Origin of the sequence: Stutzerimonas stutzeri, from assembly GCF_002890915.1 — a bacterium.
Taxonomy (GTDB): domain Bacteria; phylum Pseudomonadota; class Gammaproteobacteria; order Pseudomonadales; family Pseudomonadaceae; genus Stutzerimonas; species Stutzerimonas stutzeri_AF.
Genome location: NZ_POUT01000008.1, coordinates 223,510 through 245,424, shown reverse-complemented (window position 1 = coordinate 245,424; position 21,915 = coordinate 223,510). Strand labels below are relative to the sequence as shown.

Sequence of the window (21,915 nt, the reverse complement as noted above, 5' to 3'; positions counted from 1 at the left end):
CCGCCCGCAGCGGCTCACTCCCCTTCCCGGACCCTGAACCAGGCGGCATACAGCGCCGGCAGGAACAGCAAAGTCAGTGCCGTGGCGACGATCAGCCCGCCCATGATCGCCACCGCCATCGGGCCGAAGAAGATGCTGCGCGACAGCGGGATCATCGCCAGCACCGAGGCCAGCGCGGTGAGCACGATGGGCCGGAAGCGCCGCACGGTGGCGTCGACGATGGCGCGGAAGCGCTCATGGCCGGCACCGATGTCCTGCTCGATCTGGTCGACCAGGATCACCGAGTTGCGCATGATCATCCCCGATAGCGCGATGGTGCCGAGCATGGCGACGAAGCCGAACGGCTGGCCGAGCATCAGCAGGAACAGGGTGACGCCGATGATGCCCAGCGGCGCGGTCAGGAACACCATGGCCGAGCGCGAGAAGCTCTTGAGCTGCACCATCAGCAGCGTCATCACCACGATGACGAACAGCGGCAGCCCGGCGTTCACCGAGCGCTGCCCGCGCTCGGAGTCCTCGACGGTGCCACCGACCTCCAGCAGGTAGCCGCCGGGCAGTTGCGCCCGGATGTCGCCCAGGGTCGGCTCGATCTGCCGGACCAGCGATGCCGGCTGCTGATCGCCATAGACATCCGCGCGCACGGTCACCGTCGGCAGGCGGTTGCGGTGCCAGATCACGCCCTCCTCGAAGCCGTACTCCAGCGTCGCCACCTGCGACAGCGGCACGCTGCGCCCGCTGTCGGTGGGTATCGCCAGGCTCGGCAGCATGGACAGCTCCAGGCGCTCGCGCTCGGTGCCGCGCAGGAGGATCTCGATCAGCTCGTTGTCCTCGCGGAACTGACTGACGCTGCTGCCGGTGAAGGTACGCCGCAGGAAGCCCGACAGCGCGGCCGTGCTCACTCCCAGCGCCCGTGCGCGATCCTGGTCGACGTCGAGCCAGACCACCTTGCTCGGCTCCTGCCAGTCCAGGTGCACGTTGGCCACATAGGGGTTTTCGCTCACCTTGGCCGCCACCTGGCGGGCCAGGCCGCGCACCACGTCGATATGCTCGCCGGTGACCCGGAACTGCACCGGATAGCCCACAGGCGGGCCGTTCTCGAGGCGGGTCACACGGCCGCGCAGGCTGCTGAAGTCCTCGCGCAGGCGCTCGATCAGCCAGCGGCGCAGCTCTTCGCGCGCCTCGATGCTCTCGGCCAGCACGACGAACTGGGCGAAGCTGGTGGCAGGCAGTTGCTGGTCCAGCGGCAAATAGAAGCGCGGCGAGCCGGTGCCGACATAGGCGACGTAGTTGTCGATGCCGACGCGCTCCTTGAGCATTCCCTCCAGGCGCAGCACCTCGGCTTCGGTGGCCTTCAGCGATGCGCCCTCGGCCAGCTTGAGATCCACCATCAGCTCCAGACGGCCGGAGGCCGGGAAGAACTGCTGCGGCACCAGGCGGAACAACATCACCGCGGCGACGAACGCCGCCAGGGTCAGCACGATGACGGTCTTGCGGTGGCGCACGCAGAACGTCACCACATGGCGCACACGCTGATAGAAGGCGGTGGAATACGGATCGTGGCCCTCGCTGCTGCCGCCGTATTTCTGCGCGGCGCGCTTGGCCATATCCGGCAGCAGTTTCTCGCCGAGCAACGGCACGAACATCACTGCGGCGACCCAGGAGGCGATCAGCGAGATGGTCACCACCTGGAAGATCGAGCGGGTGTACTCGCCGGTACTGGAGTTGGCGGTGGCGATCGGCAGGAAGCCGGCGGCGGTGATCAGGGTGCCGGTGAGCATCGGGAAGGCCGTGCTGGTCCAGGCGAAGCTGGCGGCCTTGAGCCGGTCGTAGCCCTGCTCCATCTTGATCGCCATCATCTCCACGGCGATGATCGCGTCGTCCACCAACAGCCCCAGCGCCAGCACCAGGGCGCCGAGGGAAATCTTGTGCAGGCCGATGTCCAGGTAGTTCATCACCGCGAAGGTCATCGCCAGCACCAGCGGTATCGACAACGCCACCACCAGCCCGGTGCGCACGCCGAGCGAGAAGAAGCTGACCAGCAGCACGATCGCCAGCGCCTCGACCAGCACCCGGACGAACTCGCCGACGCTGCTCTTCACCGCGGCCGGCTGGTCGGACACCTTGCGCAGCTGCATGCCGGCCGGCAGGTCCTGCTGCAGGCGGGCGAACTCCTGCTGCAGCGCCTCGCCGAGCAGCAGGATGTCGCCGCCGCTCTTCATCGATACCGCCAGGCCCAGCGCCGGCTCGCCCATGAAGCGCATGCGCGGCGCCGGCGGGTCGTTGAAGCCGCGATGGACCTCGGCGACGTCGCCGATGCGGAAGGTGCGCCCGGCGACGCGAATGGGGAAGTCGCGAATCTGCTCGACGGTCTCGAAACTGCCGCTGACGCGCAGCTGCACGCGGTCGCTGACGGTCTCGACGAAGCCCGCGGCGGTCACCGCGTTCTGCGCTTCCAGCGCCTGGCGCACGGCCTCCAGCGGCACGCCGAGGGTGGCCAGCTTGACGTTGGACAGCTCGATCCAGACCTTCTCGTCCTGCAGGCCGATCAGCTCGACCTTGCCGACGCTCTTCACCCGCTGCAACTGCAGCTGGATGCGGTCGGCATAGTCCTTGAGCACGGCGTAGTCGAAGCCCTCGCCGGTCAGTGCATAGATGTTGCCGAAGGTGGTGCCGAACTCGTCGTTGAAGAACGGCCCCTGGACGCCCGGCGGCAGGGTGTGGCGGATGTCGCCGACCTTCTTACGGATCTGGTACCAGAGTTCGGGAATGTCCTTCGAGCGCAAGGAGTCACGGGCCATGAAGGTGACATTGGATTCGCCCGGCCGCGAGAAGGAGACGATGCGCTCGTATTCGCCGGTCTCCATCAGCTTCTTCTCGATGCGCTCGGTGACCTGGCGCGACACTTCCTCGGCGGTAGCCCCCGGCCATTGGGTCTGGATGACCATGGCCTTGAAGGTGAAGGGCGGGTCCTCGCTCTGCCCGAGCTTGCTGTACGACAGCGCGCCCACGACGGCCAGCAGCAGCATCAGGTAGACAACGATCTGCCGGTTGTGCAGCGCCCAGGCGGAAAGATTGAAGCGCATCGCGTTTACTCCTGGGCGGCCAGCTCGATGGGGCGATTGTCACGATCCACCGGGCGTACCGGCTGGTTCTCGTTGAGCATCTGCACCCCGGCGAGGACCACCCAGTCATCGGCCGCGAGCCCGTCGAGCACCGGCACCAGCCGCTCGCCGAACGCCCCGGTGCGCACCTCGACGCGCTCCACGGTGGAATCGGCCTTGAGCCGCCAGACATGCGCCTGGCCGCGCTCGGCGCTGATCGCCGACAGCGGCACCGCCAGCGGCACCTCGCCGTTGCGGCGAATGCTCACCAGTGCGCTCTGCCCCAACTCGGCCGCCACCTCCTGATCGCTGAAGGCCACCCGCGCCGAATAGGTGCGCGACTGCGCATCGGCGGCGGGCGACAGTTCGCGGATCTTGCCGGGATACTGCCGCCCCGGTTGCGACCACAGCTCGACCTCGACCTGCTGGCCGATGTGGTAGCGCTCCAGCGACTGCTCGGGCAGGTCGATGGCCACCTCGCGCTCGCCGTCGGCTGCCAGGATGAAGGCGGTCTGCCCGGCGGCGACCACCTGGCCAACCTCGATGCGGCGCTGGGTGATCAGCCCGTCACGGGTCGCGCGCAGCACCGCGTAGTCGACCTGGTTGCTGGCCACGTCGAACTCGGCGCGGGCCTGCTGCAGGCGCGCGGAGGCAGCCCGATAGGCATTGTCGGCACTGTCGAATTGCGACTGGCTGACCAGCTGCCGGCCCAGCAGCGCCCGGTAGCGGTCGTATTCGGCCCTGGCCACGCGCAGGTTGGCTTCGGCGGCGGCCACCTGGGCGCGCATGCCGTCGAGCTGCAGGCGTACGTCCTGCGGATCGAGCCGCGCCAGCGGCTGGTCCTTGCGCACCCGGTCGCCGGCTTCGACCAGGCGCTCGACGACCTTGCCGCCGATGCGGAAAGCCAGTTCGGGCTCGTAACGCGCATGCACCTCGCCGGGGTAGCTCTCACGCGCCTCGCTGGCCGGTTGCGGATGCACCACCATGACCGGGCGTGGTGGCAACTGTTCGGGCGCGCCGTTGCCGCAGGCGGCCAGCAACAACGCACAACCGAAAGTACAGAGGATGGGCAGGGCATGTCGGGACACGATGAAGTCTCTCTGTCGCGGGGCGGGTTGGAATACTTATACTGCCGGGTATAGTAAAAATAGCGTACCAGCCAGTCCACTATTAAGTACCCATGATAGAGAATCACTCCACGACGCCCGGTCCCGGCCGCCCGAAAGACCCCGCCAAGCGCCAGGCGATCCTCAGTGCCGCCCAGGTGCTGTTCCTCAGCAACGGCTACGAGGGCAGCAGCATGGACGCCATCGCCACCGAAGCTGGCGTATCCAAACTGACGCTGTACAGCCATTTCAAGGACAAGGAAGCGCTGTTCTGCGCCGCGGTGAAGGCGATCTGCGAGACCCGCCTGCCACGTCGGCTGTTCCAGCTGGAGGACGGCTGCCGGATCGAAGAGCTGCTGCTGGCCATCGGCCGCGCCTTCCTCGCCCTGGTCAACAGCCCGGAATCCATCGGCCTGCATCGGGTGATGGTGGCCATGGCCACCCAGAATCCAGCGCTGGTGCGGATGTTCTTCGACGCCGGGCCCCAACAGCTGCTGCTCGACCTGCAACAGCTGTTCACCCAGGCCGACGCGCGCGGTCTACTCGACATCGCTGAGCCGCTGCACGCGGCGGAACACTTCTGTTCGCTGGTCAAGGGCGTGCAGCATTTCCGGCTGCTGATCGGCTACACCGAGGCGCCGGATGACGAGGCCGCCGAACGCCACGTAGAGGACGCCGTACAGCTGTTTCTGCGTGCCTATGCCTTGAAAGCCTGAAGCTGGAAGCCTAAAAGCATCGCCCCGAGGTCGGGCCTCCCACGAAAGCAGCAGAGTGCACACCGAACCCTGTGTGGCGCGCTCTCGCGGCGATGCAGACCGAAGGACTGCCGAAGCTTGAAGCCAGACGCCAGACGCCAGACGCCAGACGCCAGACGCCAAGGCTCGCTAACATCGCTCTAGCTTCTAGCTTCTAGCTTCTTCTTCGGATAGATATCGTAGCGGCTGGACTTGCCTTCCAGGCCGTAGCCGGGCTTGCCGCCCTCGATGGCCGGCGCCTTGCGCGGGCGCTTGACCACCACCCGGTGGCTGGCCAGGCGCAGCGCGGCGGCCAGCAGCGCCGGGGCATCCAGGTCGTCGCCGACGAACGGGCGGAACAGGCGCATCTCCTTCTTCACCAGGGCACTCTTGTCACGGTGGGGGAACATCGGGTCGAGATAGATCACCTGCGGCGGCTCGCCCTGCCAGCGCTCCATCAGTTCGATGGCGTTGCCCTGAAGCAGCGTCATCCGAGCGGCGATCGCCGCCACGTCGGCATCCCGACGCGCCCGCGTCAGGCCATCGTCCAGCAAGGCGGCGATCAGCGGCTGGCGTTCGATCAGCTGCACTTCGCAGCCCAGCGTGGCCAGCACGAAGGCGTCGCGGCCGAGCCCCGCGGTGGCGTCCAGCACCTGCGGGCGGACGCAGGGCTGGATGCCCACGGCCTTGGCGATCATCTGCCCGCTGCCGCCGCCAAACTGTCGCCGGTGCGCGGCGGCGCCTTCGACGAAGTCCACCCGTACCGGTCCGGGCGCCTGCGCCTCGAGCAACTGCAGTTGCAGGCCGCCCTCGCCGAGCTGCAACGCGAATTCGGCATCCTCGCCCTGCTCCGGCAACCCCAGGCGCCGGGCCCATTCGGCGGCCGCGATGGCGAATTGCGGGGCGAGCGGTTCGACCCGGACCTTGGGCTTGCTGGCAGACATGGACGACTCGGCGAGGCGGAAAACGGCGCATTGTGCCAGAGCGCGCGGACATTCGCCCCTGTCAGCGGCACATGCCGAAGCCACCCATGTCGACGTGGAAATGATCGTGATGGGCCGCGTTGTATTCCGGCCCGAGCGTGACGTTGAAGGCCGCGCAGGCGGCCTCGTGCACCTGGCGCAGGAAGCGCGCCTTGTCGCCGTCGCCCTTCCAGTCGCGGGCGACGGTGATGCGGGTACCGTCGCGCAGATGGAAACCGGCCAGGTCCAGCGCATTGGCGCTGGCATGCTGGCTGCGCCGGTTGCTGCGGGCGATATTGCGACAGGCGAAGCTGCCGAAGTGATCGACGCGCACCACCGGCTGGCTGAACACCGCCTGCGCCGCCGGCTGCAGGCCGTGGCGTTCGAACAGCGCATAGGTCGCCGCCAACGGGCAGGTGGCGAGGAAGGCGCCGTTGAAGCGCACGTCAGAACCCTGCACGCGCACGCTGTTCTCCACCGGGCAACCGGGTTCGGGCGTGCTGTCCGGCACGGCCGTGTAGCGCAGCGATGCGGTCGCCAGCACCTGCTCGCAGAGCTCACGATCATTCTGCAACCGGCGCAGCTTGAGCGAGGTGAGCAGGTTCGGCGGCTCGCGGATGTCCAGCGGCGCCCAGGGATTCCAGCGCGGCGGGATCTCGACGAGCTGCTGCCGCACTGCCAGGGCGAAACCCGCCAGCAGCACCAGCACGAGCAGGATGAATCGGCCGAAGGTCATGCTCTATGGGCAACGGCGGAGCGCCGAAGTTGGACGCGAAGTGTTACCAGGCTGGTCGGCCGGCCAGAAAGCGTTGCTTAGGGGCTGTTCCCGTTTCATCGCGAACCACGCTGCAGCGAGTCTTCTGCTAGGAGCGAGCCATGCTCGCGAACCCGGCCCCGCGAACTATCGCGGGCAGAAGCCTCCGCGCTAATCCCCCAGCAGCGAGAGCTGTGACGCGCTCTGCAGCGGACGCAAGGGCGGCAGCCCCGGCAGGCGCTCGGCGAGTTGCGCATGGAAGCGCTGGGCCAGCTCCGGCGCGCGGTGGTTGTCCGGCGTATGCAGGTAGACGTGCGGCGCCTTGCCGGCCTCGATCCAGCCGGCGACCTTGTCCAGCCAGGGCGCCATGAACGGATCGTTCGCCTCCAGCTGCGGATGGCCGATGAAACGCAGCTGCGGCGAGTCGCTGAAGGCCGCCGGGCGCACCGGCAACCGCGGCTTCTTGCTCTGCGCATGCAGCAGTGCCGGATCGCGCGCGCGGCAGCTGAACAGTGCCCGCGAATCCAGGCAGATGCGTTCGACGCCGCGATCGAGCAGCAGGCGGTTCAGCGCCCGCTCGCCTTCGCCCTTGTCGAAGAACCCCGGGTGTCGCACCTCCACCGCCAGCGGCGCGCCGAAGCCGTCGATCAGCCCGGCCAGCTCGCCGAGGCGCGTCGGCCCGACGCTGGCCGGCAGCTGCAGCCAGAACGGCGTGACCCGCTGGCCCAGCGGCGCCAGCAGTTTGCGAAAGGCCAGCGCCAGCTCCAGCGCGGCATATAGGTCATCGGCCTGGCTGATTTCCCGCGGCAGCTTGGCGCAGAAGCGAAAGCCCTCGGGCATCTGGCTCGCCCAGCGCTGGATCTTCTCCGCCGAGGGCCAGGCATAGAGCGTGGTGTTGCCCTCGACGCTGTTGAACATCGCGCAGTACTGCGCCAGGAAGTGCGTGGAAGGCGTTCCCGGCGGGTACAACGAACCCAGCCAGGCGCTTTCGTTCCAGGAAGGACAACCAAGGAAGTACGGAATGCTCACCGGGCCGACCGGCCTCAGGCGTAGAGATCGAGGCCGAGCACCTCGTTGGCGTCGAGATCGGCGCTGAAGCTCGCGGTGGTGGTGTAGCTGGCCAGCGCCTGGGCGACATGGTTGGGCAGCGAGCGCTCGGGCCGGGCATCGTCATAGCGGAACGCGGCGTAGCGCTCGACCAGGGCGCTCTCGTTGACCCGCTGCTGCGGACGTTCGGCCTGCGGCTGGTAGTCCTGCCCATCGCGACTGTCGATCCCGCGCTGGGCCTGGGCCACGCGCTGGCTTTCGCCATAGCCGTCCGCCGCCCTGCCGGTACGGGCGGAGCGATCGGTGGTATAGGGAATCGGATAGGAGCCTTCGACGCGCATCTTGTTACTCGTTCAGGAGCCTGGCGACTCTAACGGCCGCCCGGAGCTTTGGCAACGGCTAGCCTCATTCGATCCCTTTTTTCGGCGTGGCGACGTTGTCGCGCAGGTACACCGGCTGGGCCTGGTCGGCTTCCAGCGCTTCGCCGCGCTGCCAGGCGAACGTTGCCAGCCGCAGCAGGTCCTCGGCATGCGGCAGCATACCGGCGTCCACACCCTTTACGCTCAGCGGAATCCGCTCGGCATAGCCCCAGCCGGTACCGGCACCGAACCATTCGCCGTCGGCATCCCGCGGCAGGCCGGCCTGCTCGGGCGGTAGTACCGCCTCGCTGCCGAGCAGCCGCATTTCGCCCTCATGCTCGCGGTAGCAGCCCCAGTAGACCTCGTCCATGCGCGCATCGATGGCGGCCGCCACCTGCGTGGCGCCATGCTCGCGGCAGGCGCGCTGGGCGATGGTCGCCAGGGTGGAAACCGGCAATACCGGGCGCTGCAGCGCGAACGCCAGGCCCTGCACCACGCCGACGGCGATCCGCACGCCGGTGAACGCGCCCGGCCCACGGCCGAAGGCGATGGCGTCCACCGCCGACAGCGCGATGCCCGCCTCGCCGATCAGGGTCTGGATCATCGGCAGCAGACGCTGGGCATGCAGGCGCGGGATGACCTCGTAGTGGCTCAGCACTCTGCCGTCATGCAGCAGGGCGACGGAGCAGGCTTCGGTGGCGGTATCCAGGGCCAGCAGAGTGGTCATCGGGTCGTTCCGGGTCGGTCAAAAGGCGCAGATTCTAGCGTATTCGAGGGGGCGGTTCGATGTTGCATGGAGCCGAGGCAGGCGAACCTGAAGCCTGAAGCCTGAAGCCTGAAGCTTGAAAGCATCGCCGCGAGGGCGCGCCCACAGGGTCCGGTATGCGCTCGCTGCTTTTGTGGGAGGCCCGACCCCGGGGCGATGCGGGCCGCAGGCCTGCCAAAAAGCCGAAGTCTGAAGATTGCCGGCCCGCCCTGCCCAGCGCCTCCCGAATAAAAAAGGCTATGTCCCACTTGTGCGTTGCATGGGCGCCGTACGCCGTAGGTTGGGCTGAGGAGCGCAGCGACGAAGCCCAACAGGTTCGTGCCGGTCCCCGTTGGGCTTCGCTGCGCTCAGCGCCAATCTACCCGCGAGCGCTCGAGCGCTCGAACATCGGCTGCTGCAAGAAATCCGAGCCAGACACTTCCGGCAAGACCCTGCAACACCTAACGGGGACATAGCCATAAAAAATGCCCGTATCCTGCGATACGGGCATTTCTGCGGGGCTGCGCGGTATCGATCAGCTCAGCGCAGCGAACACCTTGGCGGTGATCTCTTCCACCGAACCGACGCCCTCGATACGGCTGTACTTCGGCGTGCCTTCGGCAGCCGCGAGGCTCTGGTAGAAGTCCACCAGCGGCTTGGTCTGCGAATGGTAGACGGCCAGGCGGCGACGCACGGTCTCTTCCTTGTCGTCCTCGCGCTGGATCAGTTCCTCGCCGGTCTCGTCGTCCTTGCCGGCGACGCGCGGCGGGTTGTGCTCGGTGTGATAGACGCGACCGGAAGCCGGATGCACGCGACGACCGGCGATACGGCCGACGATTTCCTCGTCGTCGACGGCGATCTCGACCACGTGGTCGATGCGCACGTCGGCGTCCTTCAGGGCTTCGGCCTGGGGAATGGTGCGCGGGAAGCCGTCGAAGAGGAAGCCATTGGCGCAATCGGGCTGGGCAATGCGCTCCTTGACCAGGTTGATGATCAGGTCATCGGACACCAGGCCGCCTGCATCCATCACGCTCTTGGCTTTCAGGCCCAGCTCGGTGCCGGCCTTGACCGCTGCGCGCAGCATGTCGCCAGTGGAGATCTGCGGAATACCGAATTTTTTGGTAATGAAGCCAGCCTGGGTACCTTTGCCGGCACCGGGCGCTCCCAGCAGAATCACACGCATGGATGAGTCCTCGAGTTTCTTGAATAGGGGGAATCCGCCAGCGGGCCGATTGCGGCTCATCGCTGGCGAATCAAAAAATCTGGTTTGCCGCCATGCGACAAAAGGTTGAACACGATACACAGCGCACCGGGGCGGCACAAGCCGTCCCGGATGTGTCCGGTACTGCTCACGAAGCCTATGCCCCGGCGCCGCTCGCGATGGCCGGAGCGGCTGCCGCGCGCGGCGCGGATATTGTCGTGGCGCGCTCAGCCGGTATTGCGCAGGCCCGCTGCGATGCCCGCCACGCTGACCAGCAAGGCCTGTTCCAGAGGGCTCTCCGGCGGGCCCTGGCGCTGCCTGGAGCGCGCCAGCAGCTCGATCTGCATCAGATGCAGCGGATCGAGATAGGTGTTGCGCAGGCTGAAGGCTTCCTGGGTGTGCGGGCTGTGGTCCAGCAGGTCGATCTGCCCGGTCAGCGCCAGCACGGCGCCGACCACCTGCGACAATCGGTCACGCAGATCGCTGCCCAGCGCCAGCAGTTGCGACTGCACCAGGCGCTCGTCGTAACGCCGGGCAATGTCGGCATCGGCCTTGGCCAGCACCATTTCCAGCATGTCGATGCGCGTGGAGAAGAACGGCCAGTGCGCGCGCATCGTCGCCAGCCGTTCGCCCTCGCCGCGCGCCAGCGCGCATTGCAGGGCCTGTTCCCAGCCCAGCCAGGCCGGCAGCATCAGCCGCGTCTGGGTCCAGGCGAAGATCCAGGGAATCGCCCGCAGGCTTTCCACCCCACCCTCGCGGCGCTTGGCGGGCCGGCTGCCCAGCGGTAGCCGGCCCAGCTCGAGTTCGGGGGTCGCCTGGCGGAAATACTCGACGAACTGCGGGTGCTCACGCACCACGCTCCGGTACGCCGCCACGCCATCGGCGGCGAGCCGGTCCATGGTCTCGCGCCAGTCCGGCTCGGGCATCGGCGGCGGCAGCAGCGTCGCCTCGAGCACGGCGGCCAGGTAGAGGTTGAGGTTCTGTTCGGCGATGTCCGGCAGGCCGAACTTGAAGCGGATCATCTCGCCCTGCTCGGTGGTGCGGAAACGCCCCGCCACCGATCCCGGCGGCTGCGAGAGAATGGCCGCGTGGGCCGGGCCGCCGCCACGCCCCACGGTGCCGCCGCGGCCATGGAACAGCAGCAACTCGACGCCATGCGCGCGGCACACCTCCACCAGGCGCTCCTGGGCGCGGTACTGGGCCCAGGCGGCGGCCGTGGTGCCGGCATCCTTGGCCGAGTCGGAGTAGCCGATCATCACTTCCTGCGGACCTTGCAGGCGCTGGCGATAGCCCGGCAGCGCGAGCAGGCGATCGATGGTCGGCGCCGCGTTGTTCAGATCGTCGAGGGTCTCGAACAGTGGCACCACGCGCATCGGCCGCTGCAGGCCGGCCTCCTTGAGCAGCAATTGCACGGCGAGCACATCGGATGCGGCATGGGCCATGGAGATGACGTAGGAGCCCAGCGAAGCGGCAGGCGCCTCGGCGATCACCGCGCAGGTGGCGAGCACCTCGGCGGTGTCGGCCGAAGGCTGGTAATGCATGGGCAGCAACGGCCGACGGCTGTTCAGCTCGTGCTGGAGGAAGTCCAGCCGGCGTTGCTCGTCCCACTGCTGGTAATCGCCGAGGCCGAGGTAGTCGGTGATTTCCGCCAGCGCAGCGGCGTGCCGCGCGGCATCCTGGCGAATGTCGAGGCGCACCAGGAACAGCCCGAACACCGCCAGCCGGCGCAGGCAATCGAGCAGCGCACCATCGGCGATCACGTCCATGCCGCAGGCATGCAGCGAGCGGTAGCAAAGCTCCAGCGGCCGGCGCAGCTCTTCGCACTCCTGCAGCACTTCGGCCGGCGCCGGCTGGCCGTGCTCGATGGCCGCGCGCGCCCAGTCGCGGGTGGCGCGCAGGCGGTTGCGCAAGGGCTTGAGCAGGACCCGATAGGGTTCGGCCGACGCGCCGGTCTGCTGCAGCAGCTCGTCGCTGGCGGCGCTCATCGACAAGGCGGTGATCAGCCCTTCGATCTCCCGGAGATAGAGCTCGGCCGCCACCTGGCGCGCCGTCAGCAGCACCTCGCGGGACACCATGGCGGTGACGTTCGGGTTGCCGTCGCGATCACCGCCCATCCAGGAGGCGAAGCGGATCGGCGCGGCCTCCAGCGGCAGGTGCAGGCCGGTCGCGCGCGCGAGCGTCGCATCCGCCTGGCGCAACACGTTGGGCACGGCTCGCCACAGCGAGTTCTCGATGGCGGCAAAGCCCCACTTGGCCTCTTCCACCGGGGTCGGGCGGTTGCGGCGGATTTCCTCGGTGTGCCAGACCTCGGCGATCAGCCGCTGCAGCTGCAGCTCGATGCCGGCACGCTCGGCCGCCGACAGGTCGGTATGGTCGCGCGCCGCCAACTGCTCGGCGATGGCGTCGTACTTCTGGATCAGGGTGCGCCGGGAAACCTCGGTGGGGTGGGCGGTCAGGACCAGCTCGATTTCCAGCCGGCCGACCTGGCGCGCCAGGAATTCTTCGTCGTGCCCGGCGGCCTTGAGGCGCTCGAGCAGGTCGGGAAGCACGCCGGCCTCGAACGGCGCGGCCTCCCCGGCACCGCGGCGGCGAACCTGATGGTACTGCTCGGCGATGTTGGCCAGGTTGAGGAACTGGTTGAACGCACGGGTCATCGGCAGCAGTTCGTGCTCGTCGAGGCTGTCCAGCGTCTCGGCCAGCAGTTGCGCGCCCTCCTCGGACCCGCGCCGCGCCGCCTTGGCACCCTTGCGGATGCGTTCGATCTTGTCGAAGAACAGATCGCCGTGCTGCGCACGGATGGTGTTGCCGAGCAGTTCCCCCAGCAGGTGTACGTTGTCGCGCAGGCGCGCATCGATGATTTTCGCCATGACCCTGTTCCTTCCGCCAGTGCTGCCGAGCAGGCGTCGCGAGCGGTGGCGCAGCGTGCTCCGGCCGCCCCGCGGACATCCCGACCAAGCGCGCCGCTGGGAAAAGAATCCTGAACGGCTACGCTGAAATTACCTCCAACCAGAGTGCCCACCGCGCTCGGCCATGACAAGGCGTCATTGGCGGCGGCGCACAACGCCAGGACGCGGCGGGCTTTTCCTGTCATCTGCGCTCGTTACCGCGAGCAGAGGAGCGATCATGAGAATTTCCGAGCTTGTCAGCCACTGGGAACGGGACGCCAAGGGCCGCATGAGCCAGACCCGCTATACCATCCCGCTCGATGTCGAGAGCGCGGCACGCCTGGCCGCACTGGCCGAGATGTACCCCAAGCGCAGCACCGAGGCGCTGCTCGGCGAGCTGGTCGGCGCCGCACTCGAAGCCGTCGAGACCAGCCTGCCCTATGTGCGCGGCACGCAGGTGATCGCCACCGACGAGCAAGGCGATCCGATCTACGAGGACGTTGGCCCGACGCCACGCTTTCTCGAACTGTCGCGCCAGCATCTGCAGCGGATGCTCGACGAGCAGAAGGCCCCCACCACGGCCTGAGCGGTACGATCGAGCCGGCGGATAGCGCTCGCGCATCCGGACCGGCCGGTAGCGCGGCAACGGCACAGGCCGTTTTCCTCTCCTGCAATACGGGCTGAAACCTCCCCACCAGCCCCGGCGGCCACCCGCGGCTGCCCGTCATTTCCCGGTCGCAGGCTCTAGCGCGGCAATTTCGACTGAACGATTGGCGCCGTTCGTCCTCACAAAAATATGTCCCTTGACAGCGCGCTTGTGCAGCACTGCCTGCCCCGGGACGCCATTGGTATCCGTCAGTCAGATTCGTACTGGAGAGTGACCATGAACAAAGCTGTCGAAATGCCCGCATCCAGACTTCAGCTGCCCAAGCTGGCGGCCGTTGCACTTGGCGGCCTGTTGCTGAGCGCCTGCGCCGGCAACCCGCCGAAGGAGCAGTTCGCCGTGACCGAGTCGGCCGTGCGCAGTGCCGTCAGTGCCGGCGGTACGGAATATGCCGCAGTGGAAATGCGCGCCGCGCAAGAAAAGTGGAAGCAGGCCGAGCTGGCCATGCAGAAGGAAAACTACGACGAGGCCCGCAGGCTGGCCGAACAGGCCGAGTGGGACGCCCGCGTTGCCGAGCGCAAGGCCGAGGCAGCCAAGGCCCAGAAGGCCGTCCAGGACGCCCAGGAGGGCGTCCGCGAACTGCGCGAAGAAGGCATGCGCAGCGTCCGGTGAGCCCGCCCAGACCGTCGTTCCAACATTGCCAAAGGATGATTCCGTCATGCACAAGCTCGTAACCTTCCCCACCCTGCTGGCCCTGAGTATCGGCCTGGTGGCCTGCGCATCCCAACCCAACCCCAATCTCGAGGAGGCGCGAAGCAGCTTCTCGGCGCTGCAGAGCGACGCCCGCTCCAGCCAGCTCGCGGCCCTGGAAACCCAAGATGCCAGCAACATGCTGGACAAGGCCAACAAGGCCTATCTGGACGACGCCGACGAAGAGACGGTGGACCAGCTGGCCTACCTGACCAAGCGCCGCATCGAACTGGCCGAACAGACCATCGCCCTGCGCACGGCCGAACAGGATCTGAACAAGGCCTCCGCCCAGCGCGCCGAGGCACGCCTGGAAGCCCGTGACGCACAGATCCGCAAGCTGCAGGAGGAGATGCAGGCCAAGCAGACCGAGCGCGGCACGCTGGTGACCTTCGGCGACGTGCTGTTCGATTACGACCGTGCCGAGCTCAAGCCCGGCGGTATGCGCAGCATGCAGACGCTCGCCGACTTCCTCAACGAGAACGCCGAGCGCAAGGTGATCGTCGAGGGCTACACCGACAGCACCGGCTCGGCCGACTACAACCAGCGCCTCTCCGAGCGCCGCGCCGATGCCGTGCGCATGGCGCTGATCAAGATGGGCGTGGACCCGGCGCGTATCGTCGCCCAGGGCTATGGCAAGGAATATCCGGTAGCCAGCAATGCCACCTCGTCGGGGCGGGCGATGAACCGCCGGGTGGAAGTCACCATCTCGGACGATAACAAGCCGGTGGCACCGCGCTCGTCGATGCGCTAGCAGGCTGCATCGAGGCAAGTGGCGGGCATGCAGGGCCTTCACGCAGCGGCGGCCCTGCATGCCCGCCACCTCGCCCATAGGTCATCCCCGTCCACCACGGGCTGGGTGCCGCCCGAAGTGATAATGGCAATCTGCCATAAAATGCATCGACAAGGGCGCCTGTGATAGCGAAATACAATGAATACGCTTTTGTAACTTTTAGCTAAGTTTAATGTGCACAATCCAGGGAAAGGATCAAAGCCATGCGACTCAACATGCCTGTCACCCAGCAGGAGCGTCGTTTCCCCGCTGATGTACGCCTCATCACCGTTACCGATACCCGCGGCATCATCACCTACTGCAACGACGAGTTCGTCGAGGTCAGTGGTTTCGAGCGTGCCCAACTGGTAGGCAGCCCGCACAACATCGTGCGCCACCCGGACATGCCGGCAGCGGTATTCGCCCAGATGTGGCGCTACCTCAAGGACGGCAAACCCTGGATGGGCATCGTCAAGAACCGCTGTCGCAACGGCGACTTCTACTGGGTCGATGCCTATGTGACACCGATCTTCGTCGATGGTCGCATCAGCGGTTACGAGTCGGTGCGCGTGATGCCGCAGAGCGAGCAGGTGCATCGCGCCAGCCAGCTCTATGCGCAGCTCCTCGCGGGCCCCGCGAAGGGCGCCTCGGTGCAGCCCGTATGGCGCACGGCAGCGCTCTATACCTGGCCTGCCGTGGCCGCGCTGCTGGCCCTGGCAGCCTACCGCTACGCCTCACCCCTGGCCGGATTCGGCTGCGCCCTGGCAGCGCTGCCGATCCTGCAGGGCTGGAACGCCTGGCGCCAGGCGCAGCAATTGCGGCAGTTGCAGGCCCGGCTCGACGGCGCCTTCGACGACCCGCTCAGCGCCCGCGCCTATACCGCTGCCAGCGGCAGGCCGGCACGCCTGCAGATGAGCCTGCTCAGCGAACGCGCCCGGCTGCGCACGCTACTGGGCCGCTTGAGCGACTTCGCCAGCCAGAGCATGGCGCTGGCCCAGCGCAGCGCCCGGCTGACCAACCAATCGGAAACCTCCCTGCAGGAGCAACGAAAGGAAGCGGACATGACCGCGACCGCGATCCACGAAATGGCCGCATCGATCGCCGAGGTGACGCGCCATATCCAGCGCACTGCCGATGAAGCCAGCCGGATCAGGGCACTGGCCGATAGCGGCTCGACGGAAGCCGGCAAGACCCGTGAAGTGATCGAGCGGCTGGCGCACAGCGTGGCGGGCATCAGCGCCTCGGTGGAAGAACTGGCGCAGGACACCCAGACCATCCAGCAGGCCGCCGACATGATCCGCGCGATCGCCGAGCAGACCAACCTGTTGGCCCTGAACGCCGCCATCGAGGCGGCGCGGGCCGGCGAACAAGGCCGCGGCTTCGCCGTGGTGGCGGACGAGGTTCGGGCGCTGGCCTCGAAGACGCGCGATTCCACCGCGACCATCCAGGGCATCATCGAGACGCTGCAGGCGCGAGCGGCGAATGCGGTGGAGATTGCCCGCAGCGGTACGCTGGAAGCCGAGGACGGCGTGCGCCAACCCAACAGGCACTGCAGTATGTCGGCGATGCCATCGAACTGATCCACGGCATGAGCCAGCAGATGGCTGCCGCGTCCGAACAACAGGCTCATGTGGCCGAGGACATCTCCCGGCAGATCACCCGCATCGCCGACGCCTCCGATGTCAACGCCGGGCTGGCCGAGGAATCCGCCCAGGCCGGCAGCGAACTGGACCAGACCGCGCGTGCCATGCATGCGCTGGTGGAGCGCTTCAGTGGCCAGCAGGCCCGCCAGGCGGAGCAGAGAAGCACAACGGCATGAGCCGCGCGTCTACTCGGGGCGACGCACCGTACCGTTATTGCAAGAGGCCGGCCGGCGCGCGCTCTTCCATGCAGCGTACGGCCCGCTTCTTGTTATCCACCAGCACGCCGGAAAGCCCCTTCTGCTGGGTGTCGAACAACACCACCACGCCATCGATGCACTGCGCGACCTGCTCGGCGGGCTTGAGCGAGACCCGGTAATCCTCGCCGGGGATGGTCTTGAGCATCGTGTAGTCGGCCAGCAGCAACGCATCCTCGGGCTTGGCGATGTGCACGTAGCCGTAATAGCTCAGCACGGCGACGGTACCGATGATGCTGCCGATGGCGGTGAGGATCAGCGGAATGGGGTTGCGTTCGGACATGGACGATCTCGCCTGGGTAAAGAAGCGCATTGTGGCAAATTCGGGTCGCCTGGCGTAATGCTGTCCACTCGACGACTCAAGCTGGATGCCGGATCACAGGAGCGGGCCACGCCCGCGATTCGCGCGCATGGCGCGCTCCTACAAAGTACTCTCCGTGCTTATCTGAACAACTTCAGGTCGCCTGGCGGGGATTCAGTTGCCGCCGGCGCGGGTTTCCCCCCGGGCCTGGTAGGTCGCCTCGTAGACCCGCTCGGCCAGCCGCGAGAACGGCAGGCTCTGGATCCACACGCTGCCGGTGCCCTTGAGCGTCGTCAGCAGCAGTCCTTCGCCGCCGAACAGCATGCTCTTGAGGCCGCCCGCCAGCTGGATGTCGTAGTCGATGCCTGGGGTGAAGGCCACCAGGCAGCCGGTATCCAGGCGCAGGGTCTCGTCGTTCAGCTCCTTGCGGATCACCGCGCCGCCGGCATGCACGAAGGCCAGGCCATCGCCCTCCAGGCGCTGCAGGATGAAGCCCTCGCCGCCGAAGAAACCGGCGCCGATGCGCTTGCTGAAACTGATGCCGATGCGCGTGCCGTAGGCCGCGCAGAGAAAGGCGTCCTTCTGGCAGATCAGCTGGCCGCCCAGCGCCGCGAGATCCACCGGCACCACCGTGCCGGGATACGGCGCGGCGAAAGCGACCCGCGCCCGGCCCCGGCCCTGATTGCTGAAGTGGGTGAGGAACAGCGACTCGCCGGTGATCATCCGCTTGCCCATGCCCCACAGCTTGCCGAGCACCCCGCTCGCCGAGCCATCGCCCATGCGCGCCTCGAAACGCACGCCGTCGGTCATGTAGTTCATCGCCCCGGCCTCGGCGATCACCGTCTCGCCCGGGTCGAGGATGATCTCCAAGCTCTGCGCGGACTGGCCGAGGATTTCGTACTCGAGTTGATGGCTGGGCATCGGCAACTCCTGATCCTGTGATTGCAGCGCGACGAGGACGGCTGCGGCCTGCCCTCGCTTACTTGCGCCCGAGAATGCGCAGGATACGCAGGAACAGGTTGATGATGTCCATATAGAGCGCGGCGGCGCTGTCGATGGCATTGTCCAGGGTCTTGGGAATCTGGTTCGCCCGCCCCCAGTCGACGCCGACATAGCCACAGAAGATCAGCACCACGATCCAGTCGATCACACCGTGGTGGATGCCGAGGATGAACAGCTCGACCAGTTCGACCACGATCACCAGCAGCAGCGCCACCGTCAGCGCACTGGCGATACTGGCGAAAAAGCGCGGGAACAGCGTGCCGAGCAGCATCATGCCCAGGGTTACCAGCGCGGTGATGCGGATGGCCTCGTGCACCAGCTCACTGTCGTAGCGGCTCACCACCAGGTTGACGATCAGCCCGAACGGCACCACCACCAGGTTGTAGCCGAGGAAACTCACCCAGGGCTTGTTCGAGCTATGGAACAGCCAGGCGCCGGCCAGGCAGCTGGCGAAGTAGCCGCCGAAGAACAGCCAGGGATGGATGCTGCGAATGGACTCGACCGGGATGTTGCCGACCATCCACCAGTTGACCCAGAAACCCCAGCACAGGGTCAGGCCAATGACAAGATTATAGGCAGCCGCCGAGAGGGTGCGCTCCAGCGGGTTGGAGCGGCGGGCGAAGACGGGGTTCTCCATGGCGTTACGCTTCCTTGCGTGATGGTTGATTCGTGGTCTGCGCCGGGTCGGCTCAGAGGATGTTGGCGTAGTCGGCTTCGATGCGATCCAGGCTCAGATGGTTGAGGAAGTTGGAGAAGCACATCCAGGCCGACAACGCATTGAGGTCCTGGAACTGCTGCGGCAGGTACTTGGGCGGCACCACCATGCCCTCGTCCACCAGCTGGCGCAGGGTGCGCATGTCCTCCAGCGTGGTCTTGCCGCAGAACAGCAGCGGAATCTGCTCCAGCTGCCCTTTGCGCACGGCGAGCTGGATATAGTTGTAGATCATGATGAAGCCCTTCAGGTAGGACAGGTCCTTGGTGAAGGGCAGGCCATCGGGCGCCGAGCCGCGGAACACGCGGCTGGCGTTGCTGTAGCAATCGTCGGCGGCGTAGCCCTGCTCGCGGAAGAAGGCGAAGACATCGAGGAAGTCGGCGCCCTCCTCGGCCATGTGGATGGCGCGGGTGCGGTTGGTCAGCTTGCGCAGGCGCGTCGGGTAGGAGGCGAAGGCGATCACTTCCATCAGGATCGCCAGGCCTTCCTGGGTCACGGTGGAGGACGGCGGGCCCTTGGCGAGGAAGGTGCAGATCGGCTGGTTCTGCCCGTTGAGCGTGGTGCCGACGTGCACCAGCCCTTCGTGCACTTCCAGCGCACGCACGTCACGCTCGTTGAACAGCGCGTCGCTGCGGATCTTGATGTAGTCGGCGCCGGCCGCCGCATCGGCGAGGATGCCGTCGGACTCGAAGACGCGGATCACCCCCTCGCCTTCGCCGAACACCACGTCCAGGCGCTTCTGCAGCAGCTCGACGGCCTGCGGCGCGGTGAGGTTCTTCGGCTCGTCGCGCAGGTCGCCGCGATCGGCAATGTTGTTCAGGTAGTCGGAGAGCATCAGGCCGAGGTCGGCCAGGGTCGGATCGCCAGCGTGGAAGGCATCGGACGCCGCGCCGTAGAGCTCCTGAGAGATCATGCCGAAGTCCGGCGTGCCGCGCGCCTCGAGCATGCGGATGACCATGCGGTATTCCTTGCACATGCGCCGCATGATCTGCCCGACCGGGTTGAACTGGCCGAGCTGGCGGGTGATGTCGCGCTCGATGTCCTGGAATTCCTGCTTCTTCGCGCTGGAGTCGAAGGCCAGCGGGCGGCCCTCGTAGTAGCTGCGATCGACCTGAGGCAGCTTGCGTCCCTTCGCTTCGAGGAAGCCCTGGCGAATGCTCTCGTCCCATTTGACCGCATCCAGCACCCGTACCGGGGTCTGCGCCTCGACGATGCGGTCGGACAAGGCGCGCACGGTGCTCTGGTATTCGTCCAGGTTGTTGCGGGTGTTCATCGGTCCCTCTTCACGAATGATCCGTAACCCCTCGGGGTTATACACCAGCGGGCGGCCCAGGGTGCACGGAGCTTACCGTGGGGCCCGTGCCAATCCTGTGTTGGGCTTCGCATTGCTCGGCCCAACCTACGGTACATGTAGGTTGGGTGAACCTGGGGCGAGCGAAGCGAAGCCCAACGCGTCGATCACAGCTCCGGACGCATGTGCGGGAAGAGGATCACGTCGCGGATCGACGGCGAGTTGGTCAGCAGCATCACCAGGCGGTCGATGCCGATGCCCTCGCCGGCAGTCGGCGGCATGCCGTATTCCAGCGCGCGGACGAAGTCGGCGTCGAAGTGCATGGCCTCGTCGTCGCCGGCATCCTTGTCGGCCACCTGGGCGTGGAAGCGCTCGGCCTGGTCCTCGGCATCGTTGAGCTCGGAATAGGCGTTGGCGATCTCGCGGCCGCCAATGAACAGCTCGAAACGGTCGGTGACGCTGGGGTTGCGATCGTTGCGCCGCGCCAGCGGCGAGACCTCGAACGGGTACTCGGTGATGAAGGTCGGCTGTTCCAGTTTGTGCTCGACCAGTTCCTCGAAGATCATCACCTGCAGCTTGCCCAGGCCTTCGTGGCCGAGCAGCTTGGCGCCGGCCTTCCTGGCGATGGCGCGGGCCGTTTCCAGGTCGTTGAGGTCGGCGGCCGAGATCTCCGGGTTGAATGCGAGGATCGAGTCGAACACCGACAGCCGCGCGAACGGCTCGCCGAAGTGGAACACCTTGTCGCCATACGGGACGTCGGTGCTGCCGAGCACGGCCTGGGCCAGCTCGCGGAACAGCGCCTCGGTGAGGTCCATGTTGTCTTCGTAGTCGGCGTAGGCCTGGTAGAACTCGAGCATGGTGAACTCGGGGTTGTGCCGGGTCGAGACGCCTTCGTTGCGGAAATTGCGGTTGATCTCGAACACCCGCTCGAAACCGCCGACCACCAGGCGCTTCAAGTACAGCTCCGGCGCGATACGCAGGAACATCGGCATGTCCAGCGCGTTGTGGTGCGTCTCGAACGGCTTGGCCGCGGCGCCGCCGGGGATGGTCTGCAGCATCGGCGTTTCCACTTCGAGAAAGTCACGCTCGGCGAGGAACTTGCGAATGTGCGCAATGACCTGGGAACGCACGCGGAAGGTCTCGCGCACTTCGTCGTTCATGATCAGGTCGACGTAACGCTGGCGGTAGCGCTGCTCGGTGTCGGTCAGGCCGTGGAACTTGTCCGGCAACGGGCGCAGCGACTTGGTCAGCAGGCGCACGCTGCTCATGTAGACGTACAGGTCGCCCTTGCCGGAGCGTGCCAGGGTGCCTTCGGCGGCGATGATGTCGCCCAGGTCGAAGTGCTTGACCGCCTCCAGCTGCTCGGCCGGCAGGGTCTTGCGATCGACGTAGACCTGGATGCGCCCGCTCATGTCCTGGATGACCATGAACGCGCCACGGTTGAGCATGATGCGTCCGGCGACCTTGACCGGGATGGCGGCCGCTTCCAGCTCCTCCTTGGTCTTCTCGGCGTACTGTTTCTGCAGGTCGCCTGCATAGCTGTCGCGACGGAAGTCATTGGGGAAGGCATTGCCCTGCTCGCGCACGGCGGCAAGCTTTTCCTTGCGCTGGGCAATCAGCTTGTTTTCTTCCTCTTGGATGGCGTGCTGGTTCAGCGGTTGTTCGCTCATTGCGGGTCGTCCCGGTCAAATCGTT

At 66.7% G+C, this 21,915-nt stretch carries 18 protein-coding genes and 1 pseudogene; 5 read left to right on the top strand and 14 right to left on the bottom strand.

Annotated features, from left to right (window positions below; genetic code table 11):
* Positions 1–14: 14 nt before the first annotated feature.
* Both CXK94_RS15515 and CXK94_RS15510 read right to left on the bottom strand, forming a co-directional pair.
* Entirely contained in the window at positions 15–3,083 is a 3,069-nt protein-coding gene (locus CXK94_RS15515) for an efflux RND transporter permease subunit (RefSeq protein ID WP_102895015.1), read from the bottom strand.
* A 5-nt stretch (positions 3,084–3,088) separates the two neighbouring features.
* The gene (locus CXK94_RS15510; protein ID WP_102895014.1) at positions 3,089–4,189 is read right to left on the bottom strand and encodes an efflux RND transporter periplasmic adaptor subunit; all 1,101 of its coding nucleotides are present in this window, start codon (positions 4,187–4,189) and stop codon (positions 3,089–3,091) included.
* 92 nt (positions 4,190–4,281) lie between these two features.
* Between CXK94_RS15510 and CXK94_RS15505 the strand changes: the two genes are divergently transcribed.
* Entirely contained in the window at positions 4,282–4,923 is a 642-nt protein-coding gene (locus CXK94_RS15505) for a TetR/AcrR family transcriptional regulator (RefSeq protein WP_037040575.1), read from the top strand.
* Between the two features lie 179 nt (positions 4,924–5,102).
* On the opposite strand, the gene CXK94_RS15500 is transcribed toward CXK94_RS15505, so the two are convergent.
* The 7 genes from CXK94_RS15500 to ppc all read right to left on the bottom strand — a co-directional run bounded on the left by CXK94_RS15500 (position 5,103) and on the right by ppc (position 12,876).
* On the bottom strand, positions 5,103–5,885 hold the full coding sequence (locus CXK94_RS15500; protein WP_102895013.1) for a class I SAM-dependent methyltransferase: 783 nt from the start codon (positions 5,883–5,885) through the stop codon (positions 5,103–5,105).
* 61 nt (positions 5,886–5,946) lie between these two features.
* Positions 5,947–6,639: an extensin family protein gene (locus tag CXK94_RS15495; RefSeq protein ID WP_102895012.1), complete on the bottom strand. Its 693-nt coding sequence runs from the start codon at positions 6,637–6,639 to the stop codon at positions 5,947–5,949.
* A gap of 189 nt (positions 6,640–6,828) precedes the next feature.
* The gene (locus CXK94_RS15490; protein ID WP_371257611.1) at positions 6,829–7,635 is read right to left on the bottom strand and encodes a DUF72 domain-containing protein; all 807 of its coding nucleotides are present in this window, start codon (positions 7,633–7,635) and stop codon (positions 6,829–6,831) included.
* Positions 7,636–7,700: 65 nt separating this feature from the next.
* A complete protein-coding gene (locus CXK94_RS15485; RefSeq protein WP_037040559.1) occupies positions 7,701–8,045 on the bottom strand; it encodes a hypothetical protein in 345 nt (114 codons plus the stop codon).
* A 64-nt stretch (positions 8,046–8,109) separates the two neighbouring features.
* Complete coding sequence (gene tsaB / locus CXK94_RS15480) at positions 8,110–8,790, bottom strand: tRNA (adenosine(37)-N6)-threonylcarbamoyltransferase complex dimerization subunit type 1 TsaB (protein ID WP_102895010.1); 681 nt, start codon at positions 8,788–8,790, stop codon at positions 8,110–8,112.
* Positions 8,791–9,343: 553 nt separating this feature from the next.
* A complete protein-coding gene (gene adk / locus CXK94_RS15475; RefSeq protein ID WP_037040554.1) occupies positions 9,344–9,991 on the bottom strand; it encodes an adenylate kinase in 648 nt (215 codons plus the stop codon).
* A 245-nt stretch (positions 9,992–10,236) separates the two neighbouring features.
* Positions 10,237–12,876, bottom strand: coding sequence for a phosphoenolpyruvate carboxylase (gene ppc / locus CXK94_RS15470; RefSeq protein ID WP_102895009.1), 2,640 nt, complete (start codon positions 12,874–12,876; stop codon positions 10,237–10,239).
* Between the two features lie 256 nt (positions 12,877–13,132).
* Between ppc and CXK94_RS15465 the strand changes: the two genes are divergently transcribed.
* From CXK94_RS15465 to CXK94_RS15450, 4 genes and pseudogenes are all read left to right on the top strand, one after another.
* Positions 13,133–13,480, top strand: a complete 348-nt coding sequence (locus tag CXK94_RS15465) for a hypothetical protein (RefSeq protein ID WP_037040552.1) — start codon at positions 13,133–13,135, stop codon at positions 13,478–13,480.
* A gap of 297 nt (positions 13,481–13,777) precedes the next feature.
* Positions 13,778–14,170, top strand: a complete 393-nt coding sequence (locus CXK94_RS15460) for a DUF4398 domain-containing protein (protein ID WP_102895008.1) — start codon at positions 13,778–13,780, stop codon at positions 14,168–14,170.
* 46 nt (positions 14,171–14,216) lie between these two features.
* The gene (locus tag CXK94_RS15455; protein ID WP_037040540.1) at positions 14,217–14,999 is read left to right on the top strand and encodes an OmpA family protein; all 783 of its coding nucleotides are present in this window, start codon (positions 14,217–14,219) and stop codon (positions 14,997–14,999) included.
* 242 nt (positions 15,000–15,241) lie between these two features.
* Positions 15,242–16,836: pseudogene (locus CXK94_RS15450) on the top strand (methyl-accepting chemotaxis protein).
* Between the two features lie 34 nt (positions 16,837–16,870).
* Here CXK94_RS15450 and CXK94_RS15445 read toward each other — a convergent pair.
* The 5 genes from CXK94_RS15445 to lysS form a co-directional block, all read right to left on the bottom strand.
* Positions 16,871–17,197: a hypothetical protein gene (locus CXK94_RS15445; RefSeq protein ID WP_102895007.1), complete on the bottom strand. Its 327-nt coding sequence runs from the start codon at positions 17,195–17,197 to the stop codon at positions 16,871–16,873.
* Positions 17,198–17,389: 192 nt separating this feature from the next.
* On the bottom strand, positions 17,390–18,136 hold the full coding sequence (locus tag CXK94_RS15440; protein ID WP_102895006.1) for a TIGR00266 family protein: 747 nt from the start codon (positions 18,134–18,136) through the stop codon (positions 17,390–17,392).
* Positions 18,137–18,194: 58 nt separating this feature from the next.
* Positions 18,195–18,854 (bottom strand): Bax inhibitor-1 family protein, encoded by a 660-nt coding sequence (locus CXK94_RS15435; RefSeq protein WP_102895005.1) that lies wholly within the window; start codon positions 18,852–18,854, stop codon positions 18,195–18,197.
* 52 nt (positions 18,855–18,906) lie between these two features.
* Positions 18,907–20,202: a flavohemoglobin expression-modulating QEGLA motif protein gene (locus CXK94_RS15430; RefSeq protein ID WP_102895004.1), complete on the bottom strand. Its 1,296-nt coding sequence runs from the start codon at positions 20,200–20,202 to the stop codon at positions 18,907–18,909.
* Positions 20,203–20,387: 185 nt separating this feature from the next.
* Positions 20,388–21,890: a lysine--tRNA ligase gene (gene lysS, locus CXK94_RS15425; protein WP_037040519.1), complete on the bottom strand. Its 1,503-nt coding sequence runs from the start codon at positions 21,888–21,890 to the stop codon at positions 20,388–20,390.
* Between the last annotated feature and the right edge of the window lie 25 nt (positions 21,891–21,915).